General features: G+C 71.3%; 12 protein-coding genes. 4 read left to right on the top strand and 8 right to left on the bottom strand.

Going from position 1 to position 17,540, the window contains the following annotated elements; genetic code table 11:
• Positions 1-75 precede the first annotated feature (75 nt).
• Together PZE19_RS17500 and PZE19_RS17495 are read right to left on the bottom strand one after the other, a co-directional pair.
• A complete protein-coding gene (locus PZE19_RS17500) occupies positions 76-621 on the bottom strand; it encodes a hypothetical protein (protein ID WP_277861917.1) in 546 nt (181 codons plus the stop codon).
• Between the two features lie 56 nt (positions 622-677).
• On the bottom strand, positions 678-1,517 hold the full coding sequence (locus tag PZE19_RS17495; protein WP_277861916.1) for a DODA-type extradiol aromatic ring-opening family dioxygenase: 840 nt from the start codon (positions 1,515-1,517) through the stop codon (positions 678-680).
• A gap of 260 nt (positions 1,518-1,777) precedes the next feature.
• On the opposite strand from PZE19_RS17495, the gene rsmG reads away from it, so the two are divergent.
• Entirely contained in the window at positions 1,778-3,199 is a 1,422-nt protein-coding gene (gene rsmG / locus PZE19_RS17490) for a 16S rRNA (guanine(527)-N(7))-methyltransferase RsmG (protein WP_277861915.1), read from the top strand.
• Between the two features lie 20 nt (positions 3,200-3,219).
• Here rsmG and PZE19_RS17485 read toward each other — a convergent pair whose 3' ends face one another.
• The 4 genes from PZE19_RS17485 to PZE19_RS17470 are packed head-to-tail and all read right to left on the bottom strand — an operon-like array spanning position 3,220 to position 8,888.
• Positions 3,220-3,750 carry a MogA/MoaB family molybdenum cofactor biosynthesis protein gene (locus tag PZE19_RS17485; protein ID WP_277861914.1) on the bottom strand — a complete coding sequence of 177 codons (531 nt, stop codon included), beginning with the start codon at positions 3,748-3,750 and terminating at the stop codon, positions 3,220-3,222.
• Positions 3,751-3,785: 35 nt separating this feature from the next.
• Positions 3,786-4,112 (bottom strand): hypothetical protein, encoded by a 327-nt coding sequence (locus tag PZE19_RS17480; protein WP_277861913.1) that lies wholly within the window; start codon positions 4,110-4,112, stop codon positions 3,786-3,788.
• 22 nt (positions 4,113-4,134) lie between these two features.
• On the bottom strand, positions 4,135-5,559 hold the full coding sequence (locus PZE19_RS17475; protein WP_277861912.1) for a DUF1501 domain-containing protein: 1,425 nt from the start codon (positions 5,557-5,559) through the stop codon (positions 4,135-4,137).
• A 20-nt stretch (positions 5,560-5,579) separates the two neighbouring features.
• A complete protein-coding gene (locus PZE19_RS17470) occupies positions 5,580-8,888 on the bottom strand; it encodes a PSD1 and planctomycete cytochrome C domain-containing protein (protein WP_277861911.1) in 3,309 nt (1,102 codons plus the stop codon).
• 257 nt (positions 8,889-9,145) lie between these two features.
• Here PZE19_RS17470 and PZE19_RS17465 point away from each other — a divergent pair, with 257 nt between their 5' ends.
• The 3 genes from PZE19_RS17465 to PZE19_RS17455 all read left to right on the top strand — a co-directional run bounded on the left by PZE19_RS17465 (position 9,146) and on the right by PZE19_RS17455 (position 14,867).
• Positions 9,146-10,561, top strand: coding sequence for a HEAT repeat domain-containing protein (locus PZE19_RS17465; RefSeq protein WP_277861910.1), 1,416 nt, complete (start codon positions 9,146-9,148; stop codon positions 10,559-10,561).
• 85 nt (positions 10,562-10,646) lie between these two features.
• Positions 10,647-11,591 (top strand): uracil-DNA glycosylase, encoded by a 945-nt coding sequence (locus PZE19_RS17460; protein WP_277861909.1) that lies wholly within the window; start codon positions 10,647-10,649, stop codon positions 11,589-11,591.
• A 147-nt stretch (positions 11,592-11,738) separates the two neighbouring features.
• Positions 11,739-14,867, top strand: coding sequence for a serine/threonine-protein kinase (locus PZE19_RS17455; RefSeq protein ID WP_277861908.1), 3,129 nt, complete (start codon positions 11,739-11,741; stop codon positions 14,865-14,867).
• A 27-nt stretch (positions 14,868-14,894) separates the two neighbouring features.
• Here the strand turns inward: PZE19_RS17455 and PZE19_RS17450 are convergent, their stop codons facing one another.
• Together PZE19_RS17450 and ligA are read right to left on the bottom strand one after the other, a co-directional pair.
• Complete coding sequence (locus tag PZE19_RS17450) at positions 14,895-15,380, bottom strand: hypothetical protein (protein WP_277861907.1); 486 nt, start codon at positions 15,378-15,380, stop codon at positions 14,895-14,897.
• A gap of 92 nt (positions 15,381-15,472) precedes the next feature.
• Positions 15,473-17,494, bottom strand: coding sequence for an NAD-dependent DNA ligase LigA (gene ligA, locus PZE19_RS17445; protein WP_277861906.1), 2,022 nt, complete (start codon positions 17,492-17,494; stop codon positions 15,473-15,475).
• Positions 17,495-17,540: the final 46 nt, after the last annotated feature.

Here is a 17,540-nt window from a genome sequence, read left to right as displayed (position 1 = left end):
GAGTCCCGGCCCGTCGGCGCCGGCGCGGCGGCCGAAGGGCGATCCCTGGAATTGTAGCGAAGATCGGACGAAAGGTCAGGGGGTAGGGGGGCCGGAGGGTCCCTCCGTCGATTCCGTCGGGGGCGTCGCCTGCGGACGTCGCAGCCGGGTCATCCCGTACCATGCACCGAGCACGAAGGACGTCGGGACGGCGAAACAGAAAAGCAACGCCGGCACGGCCCGGGGCGGTGCCGGACGCCGCACGATCACGACGCGAGCACCGGCTTCCTCGGACCCGGCCAGGAGCCGGTCCACTACGGGCTGGACGGCGGCCTGGGTGGGGAAGACGACGGAATACCTCGTGACGAAGGCCGGTGGCATGTCCTTCGATGTAGGCCGGTATTCCCTCGGCTCGCTGAGAATCCCAACGGCGCTGATCCCGTCGCCGGCCAACTCGAGAGTCGAGACGACGCCTTCCTCGACCCGGTCGAGGAACCAGGGGCTGTATGGGACCGGCGTGAAATTCGGCACGAACTGGTAGAAGATCGAGGCGAAGCCGAAGAGGAGGATGGCCCCCAAAACCAGGCGTCGCAGGAATTTCGGCGACGACGCGGCCGTCCGGCCGACGTTCGGATGCTTCATGACAGGTTCCCGCTACGAGGACCGCGACGATGCCTGGTGACTCCACCACCGGAATTCTAGCCCTCCCGACTCTCGACGTCAGCCGACCGCCGCCCCGCGCGATCTCCGAAGATGTAGGCCGAGCAGAGGCGCCCCATGATCCGGTCGCAGAACGCCTTGCGGCCGAGATCCTCGCCCGCGGCGCCGGCGGCGACCATGAGGGGGATCAGGTGCTCCTCGCGAGGGTGGGCGAACCGGCCGCCGGGGGCCGAGGCCCAGCCGTCGAGACGTCGCCGCCGCTCGTCGGCCGAGTGGGCCGCGACGGCGTCCGAAAGCCAGGCGTCGAAACGATCGGATTCCTCGGCCCCGTCACCGCCGAAGAACGCCCTGAGGTTGTGGAAGCTCATGCCGCTGCCCAGGATCAACACCCCCTCGTCGCGCAAGGGGGCGAGCGCCGCGCCGGCCCTGGCGTGCAGGTCGGGGTCGAGCGAGCGGTCGAGGGACAGGGCGACGACCGGGAGGTCGGCGTCCGGGTACGCCACCTTGAGCGGCACGAAGACGCCGTGGTCGAACCCCCGCTCCGGGTCGACGGCCGCCGTCAGGCCGGCCGCTTCGAGGAGCCCCGCCACCCGCGCGGCCAGGGCCGGGTCGCCGGGGGCCGGGTAGGTCAGCTCGTAGGTATGGGGCGGGAAGCCGGAATAGTCGAAGATGAGTTCCGGACGCGGACCCGAACTCACGCGGAAGCCGGGCGTCTCCCAGTGGCCGGAGACGATCAGGATCGCGCGCGGGCGGACGCCGACGAGGTCCGGCAGGCTCCTCAGCCAGGCGGCCAGGCGGTCCCACGAGTCGTGCGGGCCCATCGTCCAGTCCATGAAGAAACAGGGGCCGCCGCCGTGGGGGATGAACACGACGGGCATGCGAGCCCTTGGGGCGTCTCCGGTGGTCACTCGGGCATCCTCGTGATGGGGGATCGACAGTCGTCCTATTGTCGACCCCGGACGAGGCGAGAAGCTCCTCGGACGTTTCGCGGGCTCTTGGCGTCGTCGCCGGCCCCGCTCGGCGAGTAAGATGATTCCCCGCCCGCGTTGAGTCGGGCATCCTTGCGGTTCGAGCCTGTCGGGAGGCGTCGTTGAGACCTGGGCGAGACGGTCTGGAAGCGCTCTTGCGCGATTGCGGCGTGGACCTGTCGTCGGAGCAGCTCGACGCTCTCTGGACGTACCACCAGATGCTCCGCGCCGCGAACGCGTCGCTGAACATGACGCGGATCCACAACTTCGAGAACATGGTCCTCAAGCACTACGTCGACAGCCTGCTGGTGCTGGAGCTCGTCGACCTCCCCTCGCCCTTGATCGACATGGGGACGGGGCCGGGGCTGCCCGGCATCCCGCTCAAGATCGCCCGGCCCGAAGTCCGCATGATCCTCTGCGAGCCCCGATCGGCCCGCGCCGAGTTCCTGACGCAGGTCTGTGAGCGGCTCAACCTTCAGGACGTCGAGGTCTACGCCCACAAGCTCGGGCCCGATTACCCGGGGCAGGTGCAGGGGATCATCACCCGCGCGGTGGCCTCGATCCCGGAGACCTTCGAACGCGTCGCGAGCTGCATCGAGCCCGGGGGCCGGATGATCTTCATGAAGGGCCCCGGCTGCGATCCCGAGATGGCCGAGGCCGAGCGCGACTGGCCCGCGCAGTTCCGGCTCCAGGCCGACCACGCCTATACGATCCCCGGCACCACCCACGACCGTCGCCTCGTCGTCTACGAGCGGACGGACGTCGACCCGCCGCTCTCGGCCCGGGACGCCCAGGCGCGCGCCGTGCGGGCCTTCGAGGGGACCGTCCGCGAGATCACGAGCGAGTCGAACGCCACGTTCCGCCAGCTCTCCGACCTGCTGACGGGGCGGGGCGTGCGCAAGAACGGCCTGGCGATCCTGGCCGGGCCGAGGATCACGGCCGAGGTCGCCGAGCGGTTCCCCGATCGCGTGGTCGGCTGGATCACCGACGCCGAGGGGCCGCCCCCGGCCGACGCCTCGTGGACCTGGCATCGGCTGTCGACCCCGCTCTTCAAGGCGATCGACGTGGCCGGGACGCACGCGCCCCTCTTGCTCGTCGAGGCGCCCGCGACGGCGACGTGGTCGGACGCCGCCCCCTGGCCGAAGGGCTGCACGCTGTTCGTCCCTTTCCAGGATCCGGAGAACGTGGGCGCGGTGATCCGCTCGGCTGCGGCGTTCGGCGTCCCGCGCGTCGTGCTGCTCCAGGAGGCCGCCCACCCCTTCCACCCCCGCAGCAGCCGCGCCGCGGGCCCGGCCCTGTTCCAGACGGAGCTGCTGGCGGGCCCCTCGATCCGCGACCTGGATTCGCGGGCGCATCCCCTGATCGCCCTCGACGCGACGGGCGAAGAGCTGGACGGCGAGCCCTTCCCGGAGACCTTCGGCCTGGTCGTCGGCGTCGAGGGCCCCGGCCTCCCCGAGCACCTGCGCCAGGGCCCGCGGCGACGAATCCCGATCGCGACCGGCGTCGAATCGCTCAACGCCGCCACCGCGACGGCCGTCGCCCTCTACGCCTGGTCGCGACGGGCCGGCGGCCTCTCGAAGCCCCGACCTTAACGCGACGATCGGGCAGGCCCTTATTTCTTCCGCGCCTCGCGGACGAGGTGCGGGAGTTCCGGGAGGATGATCTTGGTCATCGCCAGCTCGACGGCCGCGCGGGATCCGGGCATGACGAGGACGGCGATCGCGCCCATGAGGCCGCCGACGGCGCGGCTGAGCATGCAGGCGGGGCCGACCTGGGCGTAGCTGAGCATTCGGAACAGCTCGCCGTAGCCGGGCAGGGGCTTCGTCAAGAGGGCCGAGACCGTCTCGTACGTCTGATCGCGGGGGCTGACGCCGGTCCCGCCGGTGACGAGGACGGCGTGGACGTCGGGCTCGCCGGGCTTCGGCCGCGCGTGGGCCTCGAAGAACGCGCGGAGGGCGTCGGGGTCGTCGGGGACGATCGACCGGACCACGACGCGGTGGCCGGCGACCTCGGCCAGCTCGACGATCAGGGCCCCCGACGCGTCGTTGGCGATCGTCCGCGTGTCGGACACGGTCAGGACCGCCAGGTTCAGTGTCGTGAGCGCCTCGGCGCGATGCTCGGAAACGGACTGGGGTATCGTCATATCAATCGTCCTTGGAATCTCGGCGCGACGGGCCCTCAGGACTCGACCCCAGCCCGCCTCAGTTCTTCCACCAACAAGGGACCCATCGAGATCCCGGGGTTGGGGAAACCGGCGCGGAGATAGAGCGAGACGGCCTCAGCCGACTTCCGCCGCTGGATTTGGGTGAGCGCTCCCACCGAGAAGCGACCTGGATCGAGGGATGAATCGACGCAGCCGTGCATCAGGAGTTGGTCGAATCGATCTCGAGACTCGTAGATCGTGATCGGGACGCCGGACCCCTGCAGGAGTGCGGCGTGGGCCTGGAGGAAATCCTGCCAGGCTCGCGACTGGAGCGCGTCGGCCTTGCTGCGTCGAAAACCCATGTAACGGCTTCCCGCGGGGGGACTACGCCACGACCGAGCGGACGACCTGGCCGTGGACGTCGGTCAGGCGGAAGTCGCGGCCGGCGTAGCGGTAGGTCAGGCGCTCGTGGTCGAAGCCGAGCAGATGCAGGATCGTGGCGTGCAGGTCGTGGACGCTCACGGGGTCCTCGACGGCCTTGAAGCCGAACTCGTCGGTCGCGCCGTGGATGGTGCCCCCCTTGATCCCGCCGCCGGCCATCCAGACGGTGAAACCGTAGTGGTTGTGGTCGCGGCCGAGCTGGGCCTTGCCGCCGGCGTCCAGCTCGACGGTCGGGGTGCGGCCGAACTCGCCGCCCCAGACGACCAGGGTGTCCTCGAACATCCCGCGCTGCTTGAGGTCGGTGATCAGGGCGGCGATGGGGCCGTCGATGTCGCGGGCGTGGCTGCGATGGTTGGCCTCGAGGTTGGAGTGGTCGTCCCAGGGCTGGCCCGCGCCATGCCAGAGCTGGACGTAGCGGACCCCGCGCTCCAAAAGGCGGCGGGCGATGAGCGTCTGGCGGCCGTGGACGGTGTCGCCGTAGAGGTCGCGCACGACCTGCGGCTCGCGGCCGACGTCGAAGGCGTCGGCGGCCTCCATCTGCATGCGGAAGGCGGTCTCGAACGACTGGATGCGGGCGTCGAGCCGGGCGTCGGGCCGCTCGCGGCGGTGCTCCTCGTCGAGCGCCCGCATCAGGTCGAGCTGCCGGCGCTGGGCGGCGCGCGAGGCGTGGGGGCTGCGGATGTTCTCGATGAGCTTGTCGACGTCCTGGAAGCGGGGGTCGACGAACGTCCCCTGGTAGACGCCGGGGAGGAAGCCCGAACTCCAGTTCTCGGCGTCCTTGATCGGGAAGCCGTTGGGGCACATGGCGACGAAGCCGGGGAGGTTCTGATTCTCCGTCCCCAGCCCGTACAAAACCCACGCGCCGACGCTCGGGCGGGGCAAGACCGAGTCGCCGCAGTTCATCAGCATGAGCGACGGCTCGTGGTTCGGCACCTGCGCGACCATCGAGCGGATCACCGCGACGTCGTCGATGTGCTGGGCCGTCCGGGCGAACAGCTCGGAGACCTCGATGCCGCTCTCGCCGTAGCGGCGGAACTTGAAGGGGGACGGGAACGCCGCGCCGGTCTTGCGCTCGGTCGTCAGGTTGATCGGCACCGGCCGGCCGGCGTACTTCGCGAGGGCCGGCTTGGGGTCGAAGGTGTCGACCTGGCTGGGGCCGCCGTTGAGGAAGAAGTGGATCACCCGCCTGGCCTTCGCCGGGAAGTGCGGGGCCTTCGACGCCAGGAACCCGCCCGGCGAGGCCTCGCCGGCGCGGGCACCGTCGTCGGTCAGCAGGCCGCCCAGGCCGAGAGCCCCCAGCCCGAGCGCCGAACGCTGGAGCAGGGCCCGTCGGCTGATCGTCGGCGCGTCGCGAGGATCGTCAAGCATCGTCCGGACCTCCGCCTCATTCAATCGACGAAATCGAACTCGTTCGACATCAGCAGGACCTGCGCGAGCTGCTCCCAGGGGGCGAGCTTGCGGGGCGAGGGCCCGGCGAAGTCGCGACGGGCGTCCCAGGCGGTCGACGGCGACGGGGGGTCGGCCCGCAGCACGCGGACGGCCGGCGCCCACAGATGCTGGTCGTTGTTCAGGACCTCGCGGACGTCGACGACGAAGTCGAGCGTGTCGCCGGGCTCGACCTCGACCGACGGCGCGGAGAAGTCCTCGCGGCGGTTGTGGACGAGTGCCGACTTCAACACCCCCTTCCTGCCGTGGACGAGCCAGCCGCGTATGCCGTCGCCGCTCGCCTCCTCGTGGATCAGGGTCGAGGCCACGGCGACCTCGCCCCGGATGGGCGACGTCCAGCGGCGGTACGTCGCGTGGGCGAGGTCGTTGCCGGGATGGCCCCCTTCGCCCGTGATCCGCGCCCAGCCGAGCTTGGGGTCGGGCCAGGTCGGGCCGCCGCCCCACCCCTTGCCGTCGTAGTGGGGCAGGGGGGTGAACGACTTCGGGGCCGGGCCCGAAGTCGCGTCGACGGGGCCGTAGCCGTAGCTCCAGGCGAGCGTCTCGGGAGCCGGCGGGGCCTCGGCCTCGGTGGTCGCCGAGCGCACGAAGGCGACGGCCGCTTCGGCCTGCGCGGCGGTCGGCCCGCGCTGGTAGACGGCCTCGAACAGGCGGCGGACGCCGGCCGCGGGGTCGTCCTTGGGCAGCCTCGCGGCGATCGCCCGGGCGCGGTCGGCGACGAACGGGTGGTTGAGCGCGAAGAGGGCCTGCTGGGGCACGGTCGTCTCGCTGCGGGCCGGCGTGTGCAGGTCCGGATTGGCGAAGTCGAACGTCCGAAAGACCCCCGGCAGGTACTGGCGGTCGATCAGGCCGTAGAGCGTCCGGCGCGTGTTCGGGGCGCCGTCGAAGAGCGCCGCGGCCCGGCCCCCCATGCGGTCGTCCAGCTCGCCCGAGGCGGTCAGCAGGGTGTCGCGGAACTCCTCGAACGTCAGCCGGTGAGGGTTCATCCGCCAGAGCTGGCGATTCTCGGGATCCGCCTGCTCGGCCCGCATGCGGACCCCGGCGTCGGCCGGCGCGCCGGAACGCTGGCGGTAGGTCGAGGAGAGGAGGATCAGGCGGTGGATCGCCTTCGTGCTCCAGCCGCCCTGCACGAGCCGGGTCGCGAGCCAGTCGAGCAGCTCGGGATGGCTGGGCGGCTCGGCGCGGACGCCGAAGTCGCTGGGGGTGCGGACCAGGCCGGCGCCGAAGTGCCGCGCCCAGATCCGATTCACCCACACGCGGGCCGTCAGGGGGTTCGACGGGTCGACGATCGCCTGCGCGAGTTCGAGCCGGCCGCTCCCCTTCGCGAACGGCGACGGGTCGGGGCCGATCAGCTTGAGGAACCGCCGCGGGACCGTGTCGCCGAGGGTCGCCGGGTTGCCGCGGCGGAAGATCCGGGGCTCGCAAAGCTCGGCGCGGTCGACCACGGCGACGGCGAAAGGGGGGGCCGTCGGCTGCAAGAGCCAGCGCTCGACGTCCCCTTGAAGCTTCCACATCGCGTTGATCGTGTCGGTGTCGAAATACCCCTCGGTCGAGACGATCGGCTCGTCGGGGACGCGGCAGGGCGAGTCGTCCGCGTACAAAACCCGCCGCAAGGCCTCGGCGTCGGCGTCGGGAAGGGCGGTCGTCCCCGGCGAGGCCGCGAGGGCCGCGCGCCACTGCTCCTCGATCTCGGTGAACAGCTTGCCGTAGCGCTCGGCGGCCTCGCGCACGGTCGCCGGCGGAGGGGTGAACGCCTTCGCGACGATCGCGTTGAGGGCCGCCGCGCCCGGCTTCGTCAGCTCGGCGACGGCCTTCGGGGCCTCGGCGGCGAAGTCGGCCTCGGGGATGGTAGCGAGCCGTCGCCAGGGGCGGAAGATCGGGTCGTCGACCCTGGCCTGGTTCTCCAGGTAGGTCGTCCAGCGGCGCACGGCCGCCGGCACGACGTCCTCCTTGCCGACCACGATGTCGAAGCCCTCCTGGGGGACCTTCGCCAGGTCGAGCTGGGCGAACAGGTACTCGACCACCTTGCCCCGCACCCGCGCCGCCGCGGCCTCGCGGGCCGCGGCCATGCCGTCGCGGACCGCGTCCTGACGCTTCCGCAGCTCGGCCTCGAACGCCTCGCGCGCCGGGCCTTCGAGGACCGGCTCGCCGACGCGCCTGAGCTGCTCGGCGCCGTTCAGGAACACGCCGTAGAGCGAGTAGTAGTCGGCCGTCGGGATCGGGTCGTACTTGTGGTCGTGGCACCGCGCGCAGCCGACGGTCAAACCCATCGTCCCCCGCGAAACGACGTCGATGCGGTCGTCGATGACGTCGCGCGTCACGCCCAGGAACCTCCTGCCGATGGTCAGGAAGCCCATCGCCGCGAGCGAGGCGGGATCGTCGGGCGTCGCCTGATCGGCGGCGAGCTGGCGGACGAGGAAGCGGTCGTACGGCATGTCGTCGTTGAACGCCCGCACGACCCAGTCGCGATACGACGGCGCCTGGACGAGGAACCGCTCCTCGCGGGCGTAGACGTAGCCCTTGGTGTCGGAGTAGCGGGCGACGTCGAGCCAGAGCCGCCCCCACTGCTCGCCGTAGCGTTTCGAGGCCAGCAGCTTGTCGACGAGCTTCGCGTAGGCGTCCGGATCGGGGTCGGCTGCGAAGGCGTTCACCTCATCCATCGTCGGCGGCAGGCCGGTCAGGTCGTAGCTGAGGCGGCGGATCAGCGTGCGACGGTCGGCCTCGGGCGAGGGGGGCAATCCGGCCGCGTCGAGCCGGGCCCTCACGAAGGCGTCGACCGGCGTGCGGAGCCAGGCGGGGTCCGCGGGCGTCGGGACCGGCGGATCGACCACCGGCCGGAAGGCCCAGTGCCGCGACCAGGCCTCTTGGCGGGTCGTCACGGCGGGGGCCGCGGACTCGGTCCAGGGCGCGCCCGCGGCGATCCATCGCTCCAGGGCGGCGACCTTCTCGGGCGGGAGCTTCCCCTTGGGGGGCATCTTGAGGTCGCCCGTCTGCCGGACGGCCGCCAGGATCAGGCTCTTCGCGGGGTCGCCGGGCACCATCGCCGGGCCCGTATCGCCCCCCTCGACGAGCGCAGGGCGGGCGTCGAGGCGAAGGCCGCCCTTCTGCTTCTCGGGCCCGTGGCAGGCCTGGCAATGCTCGACCAGCAGGGGCCGGATCTCGGTCTCGAAGCCGTCGTCGCCCCGGGCGATCGACGCGAAAAGCCCCAGCGCGATCACCGCCCAGGCGGCGCCCTTCCGTCGATCCGCGGTCATGTCACGCCCTCGGGACCAGGTGGGCCGGATCGCCTCTCGCAGGCCCCGGATTGTAGTCGATCTGGCGAGGCCGCCGCAACGCGCGGATGGCCCGGAGGCCCGCCCGCCCTCCCGCTCGACGCAGCTTCCCCCGTGTGACGCGCAAGCGTGGCCGGCATGCCTGCGTCGCCCGGATCCACGGTTGTCGGGGCGTGCGGTCGGCCTCATAATGATCATGAGACGCGGTTCGGACGGTCCCAAACGAAAGCGAGGCTGCCGTGGGTCGCGGAACGCTGGGCGTCGGTCTGTGGGTCGTCCTGTCGGCCCTGGTCGCCTCGGCCCGAGCTGATCTGATCGTCCTCAAGGGCGGCGGGTCGGTGCAGGGGAAGGTCGTCGCCGACGCCGCGGCCAAGAAGGACGGGCGCGTGATCGTGGTGCTCCCCAAGGGGAAGACGCCGCTGACGCTGCGGAAGGACCAGATTTTGGAGGTCCTCGCGAAGCCCGGCCCGCTGGACGAGTACGCGACGATGCGCGAGAAGCTCGCGGCGACGGCGCAGGCCGAGTTCGACCTCGGTGCCTGGTGCAAGGCCCACGAGCTGCCCGACCTGGCCGAGGTCCACTTCGAAGCCGCCCTGAAACGCGACCCGAATTTCGCCGACGCCCACCTCAAGCTCGGGCACGTCGAGCACGACGGCCGGTGGCTCACGCCCGACGAGCAGCGCCGGGCGCGGGGCATGGTCCTGCACAAGGGCAAGTGGGTCATGGAGGACGAGAAGGCGAAGGACGACGAGCAGGCCCAGAACACGGCCGGATTCGCCTCGTGGGTGCGGCGGATCAAGGTGCTCGTCCAGGGCGTCCGCGCCGAGGCGCCCGACCGCCGCCGCGACGCCGAGGACCAGCTCCTGCAGCTCCGCGACCCGGAGGCCGTCGGCCCGCTGGTCAAGGTTCTGGGCGATCAGGACGCCGACCTCCGCATCCTGCTGGCCCAGACCCTCGCCGAGATCCCCGGCGAGCCCGCCGCGCGGGCCCTGGTCGACATGATCCTGCGCGAGGCCGAAGACCCGGTGCGGGCCGTCGTCCTGGACCGGCTCCGGAGTCGCGACGAGCCGATCGTGCCCTCGCGGCTGGTGCGGGCCCTCCGCTCGTCCGACGTCCGCGTGATCAACCGCGCCGCCTGGGCCCTGGGGAACCTCGACGTCTTCTCGTCCGTCCCCAGGCTGCTCGACGTGCTCGTCACGTCCGAGGAGCGGGTGGTCCTCTTCCCCACGAACGGGGGCGGCGGGGCTTACCCCGGGACCGGCAATCCGCCCCTGATCGCCTACAACGGCAGCTCGGCGGCCTACATGACGGGGCCGGTGGTCGGCCCGGGCGCGGTGGCGTATGGGGCGTTCGTCGTCCCCAACACCATCGGCCTCGACCCGTACAACGACGGCGCGCCGCTCAGCGTCGGCGACGGCATGGGCAACCCCGGCACCCTCGGCGGCTTCGGCTACAACGCCGGCGCCGGCGTCGGCGCGGATCGCGGACCGCAGCCGGGCCTCGTGACCTTCACCTCCCAGAACGTCGAGGTCCGCGCGGCCCTGAACCGGCTCACCGGTCAGGACTTCGAATACGACGTCCCCCGGTGGCGGAACTGGGTCGCCCGCTCCTTCAACCCCCGCCCCGACCCGGGCCGCCGCGCGCCCCAGCCTTGACTTGATCGATCGCCGTCCCCGCCGTACCATTCGGGCTCGACGTCGGCGGGGATGACGGGGGGGCGGCGCTTTGACCGAGTCGGACATGGATGAGGCGACGGATTTCGACTACGACGCCGAGCGGCTCCTGCTGATCCGCGAGGTCCGCCAACGGTTGGAGTCGCTGTCGCGCGCGGGGGCGGCGACGATCCCGAAATCCCCCGAGCGCCCGCGCGTCCCGCGGCCGGCCGCCGCGACCGTCGCCCGGCCCCGGCCGGAGGTCGAGCCCGAGCCGATCCCGCCCCCGGTCGTCGAGCGACCCGAGCCCCCGCCGCCGGTCGCCACCCCCATCGCCGCCGCGACGTCCACGCCCACCCCGGCGAAGCCGAAGCCCCGGGCCGTCGAGCCGCCGGCGCCGGCCTCGCTGTTCGGCGTCGTGGAGTTCAAGACGCCGGCCCTCGCCCCCGAGGACCGTGCCGCGGCGCTCGCGGTGCTGGCCCAGGAGGTCGCGGGCTGCGTCAAGTGCGCCGAGCTGGCGGCGACGCGGACCCAGACCGTGTTCGCCGACGGCTCGCCGACCGCCCGCCTGATGTTCATCGGCGAGGCCCCGGGCGCCGAGGAGGACCGTCGCGGCGTCCCCTTCGTGGGCAAGGCCGGCCAGCTCCTGACCGACATGATCACCAAGGGCATGGGCCTGCGCCGCGAGGACGTCTACATCGCCAACATCCTCAAGTGCCGGCCGCCCGAGAACCGCGACCCCGCCCCCCACGAGGCGTCGAACTGCTTCCCCTACCTCGAGCGCCAGATCGAGATCGTCCGCCCCGAGTACCTCTGCCTGCTGGGGAGGATCTCGACCTCGACCCTGCTCAACACGGCCCTCAGCATGAGCCGGCTGCGCGGCCGCTGGCATCGCGTCTTCGGCGTCCCCACGATCGCGACCTACCACCCCGCCTACCTGCTGCGCAACCCCGCCGCCAAGAAGGACGCGTGGGAGGACCTGCAAATGCTCATGCGGGCCATGGGCCTGGTCGTCCCCAAGAAGAAGGGTTAGGCCGCCGGCCTTTTCTTGCGTTTTCTCACCGGAAGCGCATGTTAGAATCATCCGGCGCGGATTCGCGCGAATCGCGGTCGTGATCCCGGGCGCACGTCCGGCGAGCCGCGAGGGACCCCCGCAACCCGGCCCGGAAGGCTCGGCCCGATGAACGACCATGCGCCCGAAGGTACGGAGGGGCCGTCGCCGTCCGAGATGACGCGGATCGCCGAGGCCTGCGAACGTTTCGAAGCCGCCTGGCGCCGCGGCGAGGGCCCCCGGATCGAGGACAGCCTGGCCGCCGTCGGCCCCGACTTCGACCCGCTGCTGGAGAAGATCCTGCCGTTGGAACTCTCGCTCCGCCTCGCCGCGGGCGAGGCGCCGACGCCCGACGAGTACCTCTCGCGGTTCCCGGGCTCGCGCGGGGTCGTCGAGGGGGCGTTCGCCGAGCAGACGACCGCGGCCGACCTCACCGCGGCCCCGCCGCCTCCCGTCGCCCCGCCGGGCGGGCCCCCGGTCGCCGGCGCCGGCCCCGGGGAAGGGCCGTCCGGCGGATCGTCGTACAACCTGCTGATCGGGATCCTCGCGCTCCAGAACGGGTTCATCGACCATCACACCCTGATCGCGGCGATCCAGGCGTGGGCGCAAGACAAGACGCGGCGCCTGGGGGCCGTCCTCATCCGGGCGGGCAAGCTCGAAGAGCGGCAGCTCGCGCTGCTGGAGGCGCTGGCGGACGAGCACCGGCGGCGTTACGGCGACGACATCCACAAGAGCCTGGCGGCCCTCGGCTCGCTCGCGCCGGTCTTCCGGGCCGTCGAGGGCATGGGGGATCCGGACGTCGAATCCAGCCTGACCTTCGACCCGGCCTCGACCCAGTTCGGCACCGAGGCCACGACGGCCCGCGACGAGGCCGAGGCCGGCCCCTGGCCCGATGGCGAGGCTCCCCCCGGCGGCCCCGGGGAGGGCTGGTCCTCGTCGCGGTTCGAGATCCTGAGCCTCCACGACGCCGGGCAGCTCGGCAAGGTGTTCATCGCCCTGGACCGGGAGCTGAACCGGAACGTGGCCCTCAAGGAGATCCAGGAGAAGCTCGCCGACCATCCCGTCAGCCGCGGCCAGTTCGTGCTGGAAGGGATCATCACCGGGGCCCTGGAGCATCCGGGCATCGTCCCCGTCTACAGCATGGGCCGGCGGAAGGACGGCCGGCCGTTCTACGCCATGCGGTTCATCCAGGGGCCGAGCCTGCGGGACAAGCTGAAACAGCTCCACGGCGACGCCGAGGCCCGTCCGCTCGCCGAGGGCGAAGCCCCCCCCACGCTCCCCCGGCTGCTCCGCCATTTCGTGAGCGCCTGCCAGGCGATGGCCTACGCCCACAGCCGCGGCGTGCTGCACCGCGACCTGAAGCCCGAGCACGTGCTCCTCGGCCCCTTCGGCGAGACCCTCGTCGTCGACTGGGGCCTGGCGATCGCGATCCCCCGGAAGGACGGCGAGCCGGGCGACGCTGAAGCGTCCCTGCATCTCCCCCCGGGCCAGGATTCGCCCCTGGCGCAGGACGGCGTGATCGTGGGGACGGTCCCCTACATGAGCCCCGAGCAGGCCCGCGGCCTCATCAGCCAGATGGGCCGGACCAGCGACGTCTACGCGCTCGGGGCGGTGCTCTACGCCGTCCTGACCGGACGCGCGCCGGTCGCGGCCGGCGACTTCGCCTCCATCCTCGCCCAGGTCCGGAAGGGCGAATTCCCCCGCCCCCGCGACGTCCGGCGCGACGTCCCTCCCGCGCTGGAGGCCGTCTGCCTCAAGGCGATGGCGTTCGACCCGGCCGCCCGCTACGCCTCGGCCGGCGACCTGGCGTGCGACGTCGAGCACTGGCTCGACGACGAGCCGACAGTCGCCTATCCCGAGCCTTGGAGCGTGCGATCCAGTCGCTGGCTCCGCCGCCACAGCACGGCCGCCGTCGCCGCCGCCACGCTCCTGGTCTGCGCCCTGGCCGGGCTCGCCGCGATGAACCTCCAGGCCCGCCGGGCCAACGCGGCGATCGGCAAGGAGCGCGACCTCGCCGACGCGGCGCGCGAGGAGGCGGAACTGAACCTGAGGGCGTCCCTGACGGTCGTCGATCGGATGCTCTTGTCGATCGCCGCGAAGCCCATGCCCGCGGTCCCGGAGGCGGTCGAATTGAGGCGAAAGGTCGCCGACGAGGCGATGGCCCTGCTCGACGTCCTCGATCGTCGACATCCTCGAGACCTGGAGGTCCGGTTCTTCGGAGCCCGGGTGAGCCGCGAACTGGCGACGATCCTCAGGCTGCTCGGCCAGCCGACCGCGGCGGCCTATGCGAGGGCCGTCGGCCTGCTTCGCAACGCGCTCGCCGACTCGCCCGGCGATCGCAAGTATCGCGATTTGCTGGCCGAGACGCTGCAAGACTTCGCTGCGGCGCTCCAGGCCGAGGGCCGGCCGGAGGACGGCGACCCCCTCCTACGAGAGGCTCTGGAAGTCCTGGCAGGCCTCCGCGCGCAATACCCCGACGCGCCCGACTATCGAAGGACCGAGGCGCGCGTCGCGAACACCCTGGCGAATCGGCGATTGGGCGAGGGCGACTACGCCGAGGCCGCCCGCGTCGCCGACCTGGCGACCCGGACGATGCAGAAATTCGCAGACTCCGACTCGCCCGGGCCGACCGACCGCATGGAAGCGGTCATGTACCAGGACACTCTCGGCGAGGCCCTCCTGGAGGGAGGCAAGCTGCCGGAGGCGGCCACGGCCCTGGACGAGACGGTGCGCCGGGTGGACGGCCTGCTCGAAAAGGCGCCCACCGACCAGAATCTCCGCTTCCTGAAGGCGGCGGCCCTCATGAAGCGGGCTCGCGCCCTGCACGGGGAAGGGGCGAAGGCCGCCGCCGACGCCGCGGTCGATGGGATCGACTCCTTGTACCGACAGTATCCCAAGATCGTCGTCTATCCCGAGTACCTCGCCCTGGCCCTGTTCGCCCGAGCAGACCAGCATCTGGAGCGCGAAGATCTCGCTGGCGCGCGAGCCGACCTGGAACGAGCCCTCGAGGCGAGCGACGGGTTGATGAAGATCGACGCAGGGCGTCCCGCGTATTCCGCACTGCTCGGTCGCGCCGTCGGCCGCCTCGGTCTCCTGGACGTTCACCAGGGAGACGCAGTCGCGGGCCGGCCGCGGCTGGAGCGAGCCGCAGGCTTGCTGACATCCGCCCTGACGGCCAATCCCAAGAGTCCGCCCGACCGCAGGACGTTGGAAGAGGTCAAAGCGGCTCTCAAGACGCTTCCCAACGCCGCGCCATGACGCCCGGACCTCGGATCGCGTGGCTGATCAGCCCGGGGGCGAGAAGAGGTTGATTTGGCCCGGAATCTGGATGTCGACTTGATTGTTGATGTTGGGATTTCTCTTATCGACCTGGTAGAGCGCCGGCGTGCCCGTGCCGACGCCGAGGATGGGGGTGGCGGGCGTGTTCGTAAGGGTGACGGTGATGGCGGTCGTGGGGATCCGCGGCCCACCCGCCGCGTCGGGGTCGCCCTTCGCGTCGGGGTCGCCCTTCGCGTCGGGGTCGTCCTCCGACCTGATCGGCGTGTAGAGGAAGACCGCGTTGAATTCATGATCGCCGGGCGCCGAGGGGGTCATGTCGACGGCTCCGGCCCTGGTGACGGGCCCTTGCTTGACGCCGTTGAGGTAGATCTCCAAGGCGGCGGTCATCTCGACCCGGAACGTCTTGCTGTTGAACCCCGGGATCTTGCCCTTGACGAATACTTTGTTGTACTTGGTGAAAAACGTCGATTCGACGGGCAATTGTTGGAGCATGGGTTTCCCCCTCCGGTCGATGGGTGACGGGAACGCCTGCAAGGATACGTTCATGATCGGCCAGATCTTACCCATCAGCGGCGCGAATGGCCTCAAATCTCTCCTGCAAGCCTCTCGAATTCGTCCTCGTCGAGGATCGTCACGCCCAGGGCGCGGGCTTTTTCGAGCTTGCTCCCCGGGTCGGCGCCGGCGAGGACGAAGCCGGTGGACTTGGAGACGGAGCCCGTCACCTTGCCGCCGAGGCTCTTGATCAGCAGCTCGGCCTCGGGGCGGGTGCGCTTCGGCAGCGTGCCGGTCAGGACGAACGTCTTGCCCAGGAAGGGGAGGCCGGTCGACGCGGCGGCGACCGGGGTGTAGGGCTGGGGGTCGACGCCCAACGCCGTCAGCTCGTCGAGCAGGCGCCGGTGGTCGGGGTCCTGGAAGAACTCGTGGACGCTGGCGGCGACGACCGAGCCGACCTCGGGGACGGCCTCCAACTCGGCGAGGGTCGCGTTGCGCAGCTCGTCGAGCGTGCGGAAGCGGGCGGCGAGGACTTCCGAGGTCCGCACGCCGACGTGGCGGATCGCCAGGCCGTTGATCAGGCGGTCGAGCGTCTTGAGCTTGCTCTGCTCGATGGCCGTCGTCAGGTTCTCGGCCGACTTCTCGCCCATGCGGTCCAGGTCGGCCAGGGTCGCCGCGTCGATCCGGTAGAGGTCGGGGATGCTCCGCACGAGGTTGGATTTCACGAGCTGGTCGACCAGCTTGTCGCCCAGGCCCTCGATGTCGAGCGAGTCGCGGTGGGCGTACTGCCGCAGCCGCCGCTCGAGCTGCTGCGAGCAGGCGGAGGGCTTGTTCGAGCAGCGGTAGTCGACCTCGTCGGGATCGCGGACGACGGGGGCCTCGCAGCTCGGACAGCGGTCGGGGAAGACGTACTCGACCTCGTCGCCGGTGCGGGCCTCCTTCTCGACGCGGACGACCTGCGGGATGATCTCGCCGGCCTTCTGGACGACGACCGCGTCCCCCTCGCGGACGTCCTTGCGGCGGATCTCGTCGGCGTTGTGCAGCGTGGCGCGCTTGACCGTCGTGCCGGCCAGGCGGACGGGCTCCAGCTCGGCGACGGGCGTGAGCTTGCCGGTCTTGCCGACCTGGACCGTGATCTTGAGGACCTTCGTGATCGCCTGCTCCGCCTCGTACTTGAACGCGATCGCCCAGCGCGGCGACTTGCTGCGGGCGCCCAGCCGGTTCCGCTGGCCGAGGTCGTCGACCTTCACGACCAGGCCGTCGGTCTGGAAGTCGAGCGTGTTCCGCCGGGTCTCCCACGCGCGGGCGTGCTCGATCACGTCGTCGATCGAGTCGTACCGCTCGACGTGGGGGCTGACGGGGAAGCCCATGTCCTTCAATCGCATGAGGATGTCGTAGAACGATGATTCGTGGACCCCGCGATGCTCGCCCAGGCCGTGGCCGACGAACCGCAGCCGGCGCTGGGCGCAGAGGCGGGGATCCAGCAGCTTGAGCGACCCGGCCGTGGAGTTGCGCGGGTTCTCGAACGGCTTCTCGCCGGCCTCGCGGCGGAGGTCGTTGAGGCGCGCCAGCTCGGCGTTGGTCATGAAGACCTCGCCGCGGACTTCCAGGACCTCGGGGGCCTCGCCCTTGAGGGTCAGGGGGATCTCGCGGACGGTGCGCAGGTTGGCCGAGACGTCGTCGCCGCGCTCGCCGTCGCCGCGGGTCGCCCCCAGGACGAACCGCCCGCGCTCGTAGCGGACCGAGACGGCCACGCCGTCGACCTTCAGCTCGACGACGTAGCGGACCGGCTCGCCGGGGTTCAGGCCGCGGCGGACGCGGGCGTCCCACTCGCGGACCTCGTCGTGATTGTAGGTGTTGTCGATCGAGAGCATCGGCGCGGCGTGCACGACCGTCGCGAACTGCGCCAGCGGCTCGCCGCCGACGCGTTGCGTCGGGCTGTCTTCGGAGACGAGCTCGGGATGCTCGGCCTCGATCTCGGTCAGCCGCTCCATCAGCCGGTCGTACTCGCGGTCGCCGATCTCGGGCGCGGCCTCGAGGTAATAGAGCCGGTTGTGCCGGTCGATCTCGGCGCGGAGCGTCTCGACCTCGCGCTTCACGTCGTCTTTCGCCATCGTCGGGCCTCCCTTCCCGTCCATTTTATCGGCTCGCGGGCGTTCC

Origin of the sequence: Paludisphaera mucosa (assembly GCF_029589435.1) — a bacterium.
In the GTDB taxonomy this organism is placed as follows: domain Bacteria; phylum Planctomycetota; class Planctomycetia; order Isosphaerales; family Isosphaeraceae; genus Paludisphaera; species Paludisphaera mucosa.
The sequence above is the reverse complement of the archived record's forward strand: the minus strand, read 5'-3'. Positions and strand labels throughout refer to the sequence as shown.

What these genes read in the sequence shown, in the direction of transcription:
- PZE19_RS17500 (WP_277861917.1), bottom strand. Translation starts at nt 621, where the DNA reads ATGAAGCATCCGAACGTCGGCCGGACGGCCGCGTCGTCGCCGAAATTC.
- PZE19_RS17495 (WP_277861916.1), bottom strand. Translation starts at nt 1,517, where the DNA reads ATGCCCGTCGTGTTCATCCCCCACGGCGGCGGCCCCTGTTTCTTCATG.
- PZE19_RS17485 (WP_277861914.1), bottom strand. Translation starts at nt 3,750, where the DNA reads ATGACGATACCCCAGTCCGTTTCCGAGCATCGCGCCGAGGCGCTCACG.
- PZE19_RS17480 (WP_277861913.1), bottom strand. Translation starts at nt 4,112, where the DNA reads ATGGGTTTTCGACGCAGCAAGGCCGACGCGCTCCAGTCGCGAGCCTGG.
- PZE19_RS17475 (WP_277861912.1), bottom strand. Translation starts at nt 5,559, where the DNA reads ATGCTTGACGATCCTCGCGACGCGCCGACGATCAGCCGACGGGCCCTG.
- PZE19_RS17470 (WP_277861911.1), bottom strand. Translation starts at nt 8,888, where the DNA reads ATGACCGCGGATCGACGGAAGGGCGCCGCCTGGGCGGTGATCGCGCTG.
- PZE19_RS17460 (WP_277861909.1), top strand. Translation starts at nt 10,647, where the DNA reads ATGGATGAGGCGACGGATTTCGACTACGACGCCGAGCGGCTCCTGCTG.
- PZE19_RS17455 (WP_277861908.1), top strand. Translation starts at nt 11,739, where the DNA reads ATGAACGACCATGCGCCCGAAGGTACGGAGGGGCCGTCGCCGTCCGAG.
- PZE19_RS17450 (WP_277861907.1), bottom strand. Translation starts at nt 15,380, where the DNA reads ATGCTCCAACAATTGCCCGTCGAATCGACGTTTTTCACCAAGTACAAC.
- ligA (WP_277861906.1), bottom strand. Translation starts at nt 17,494, where the DNA reads ATGGCGAAAGACGACGTGAAGCGCGAGGTCGAGACGCTCCGCGCCGAG.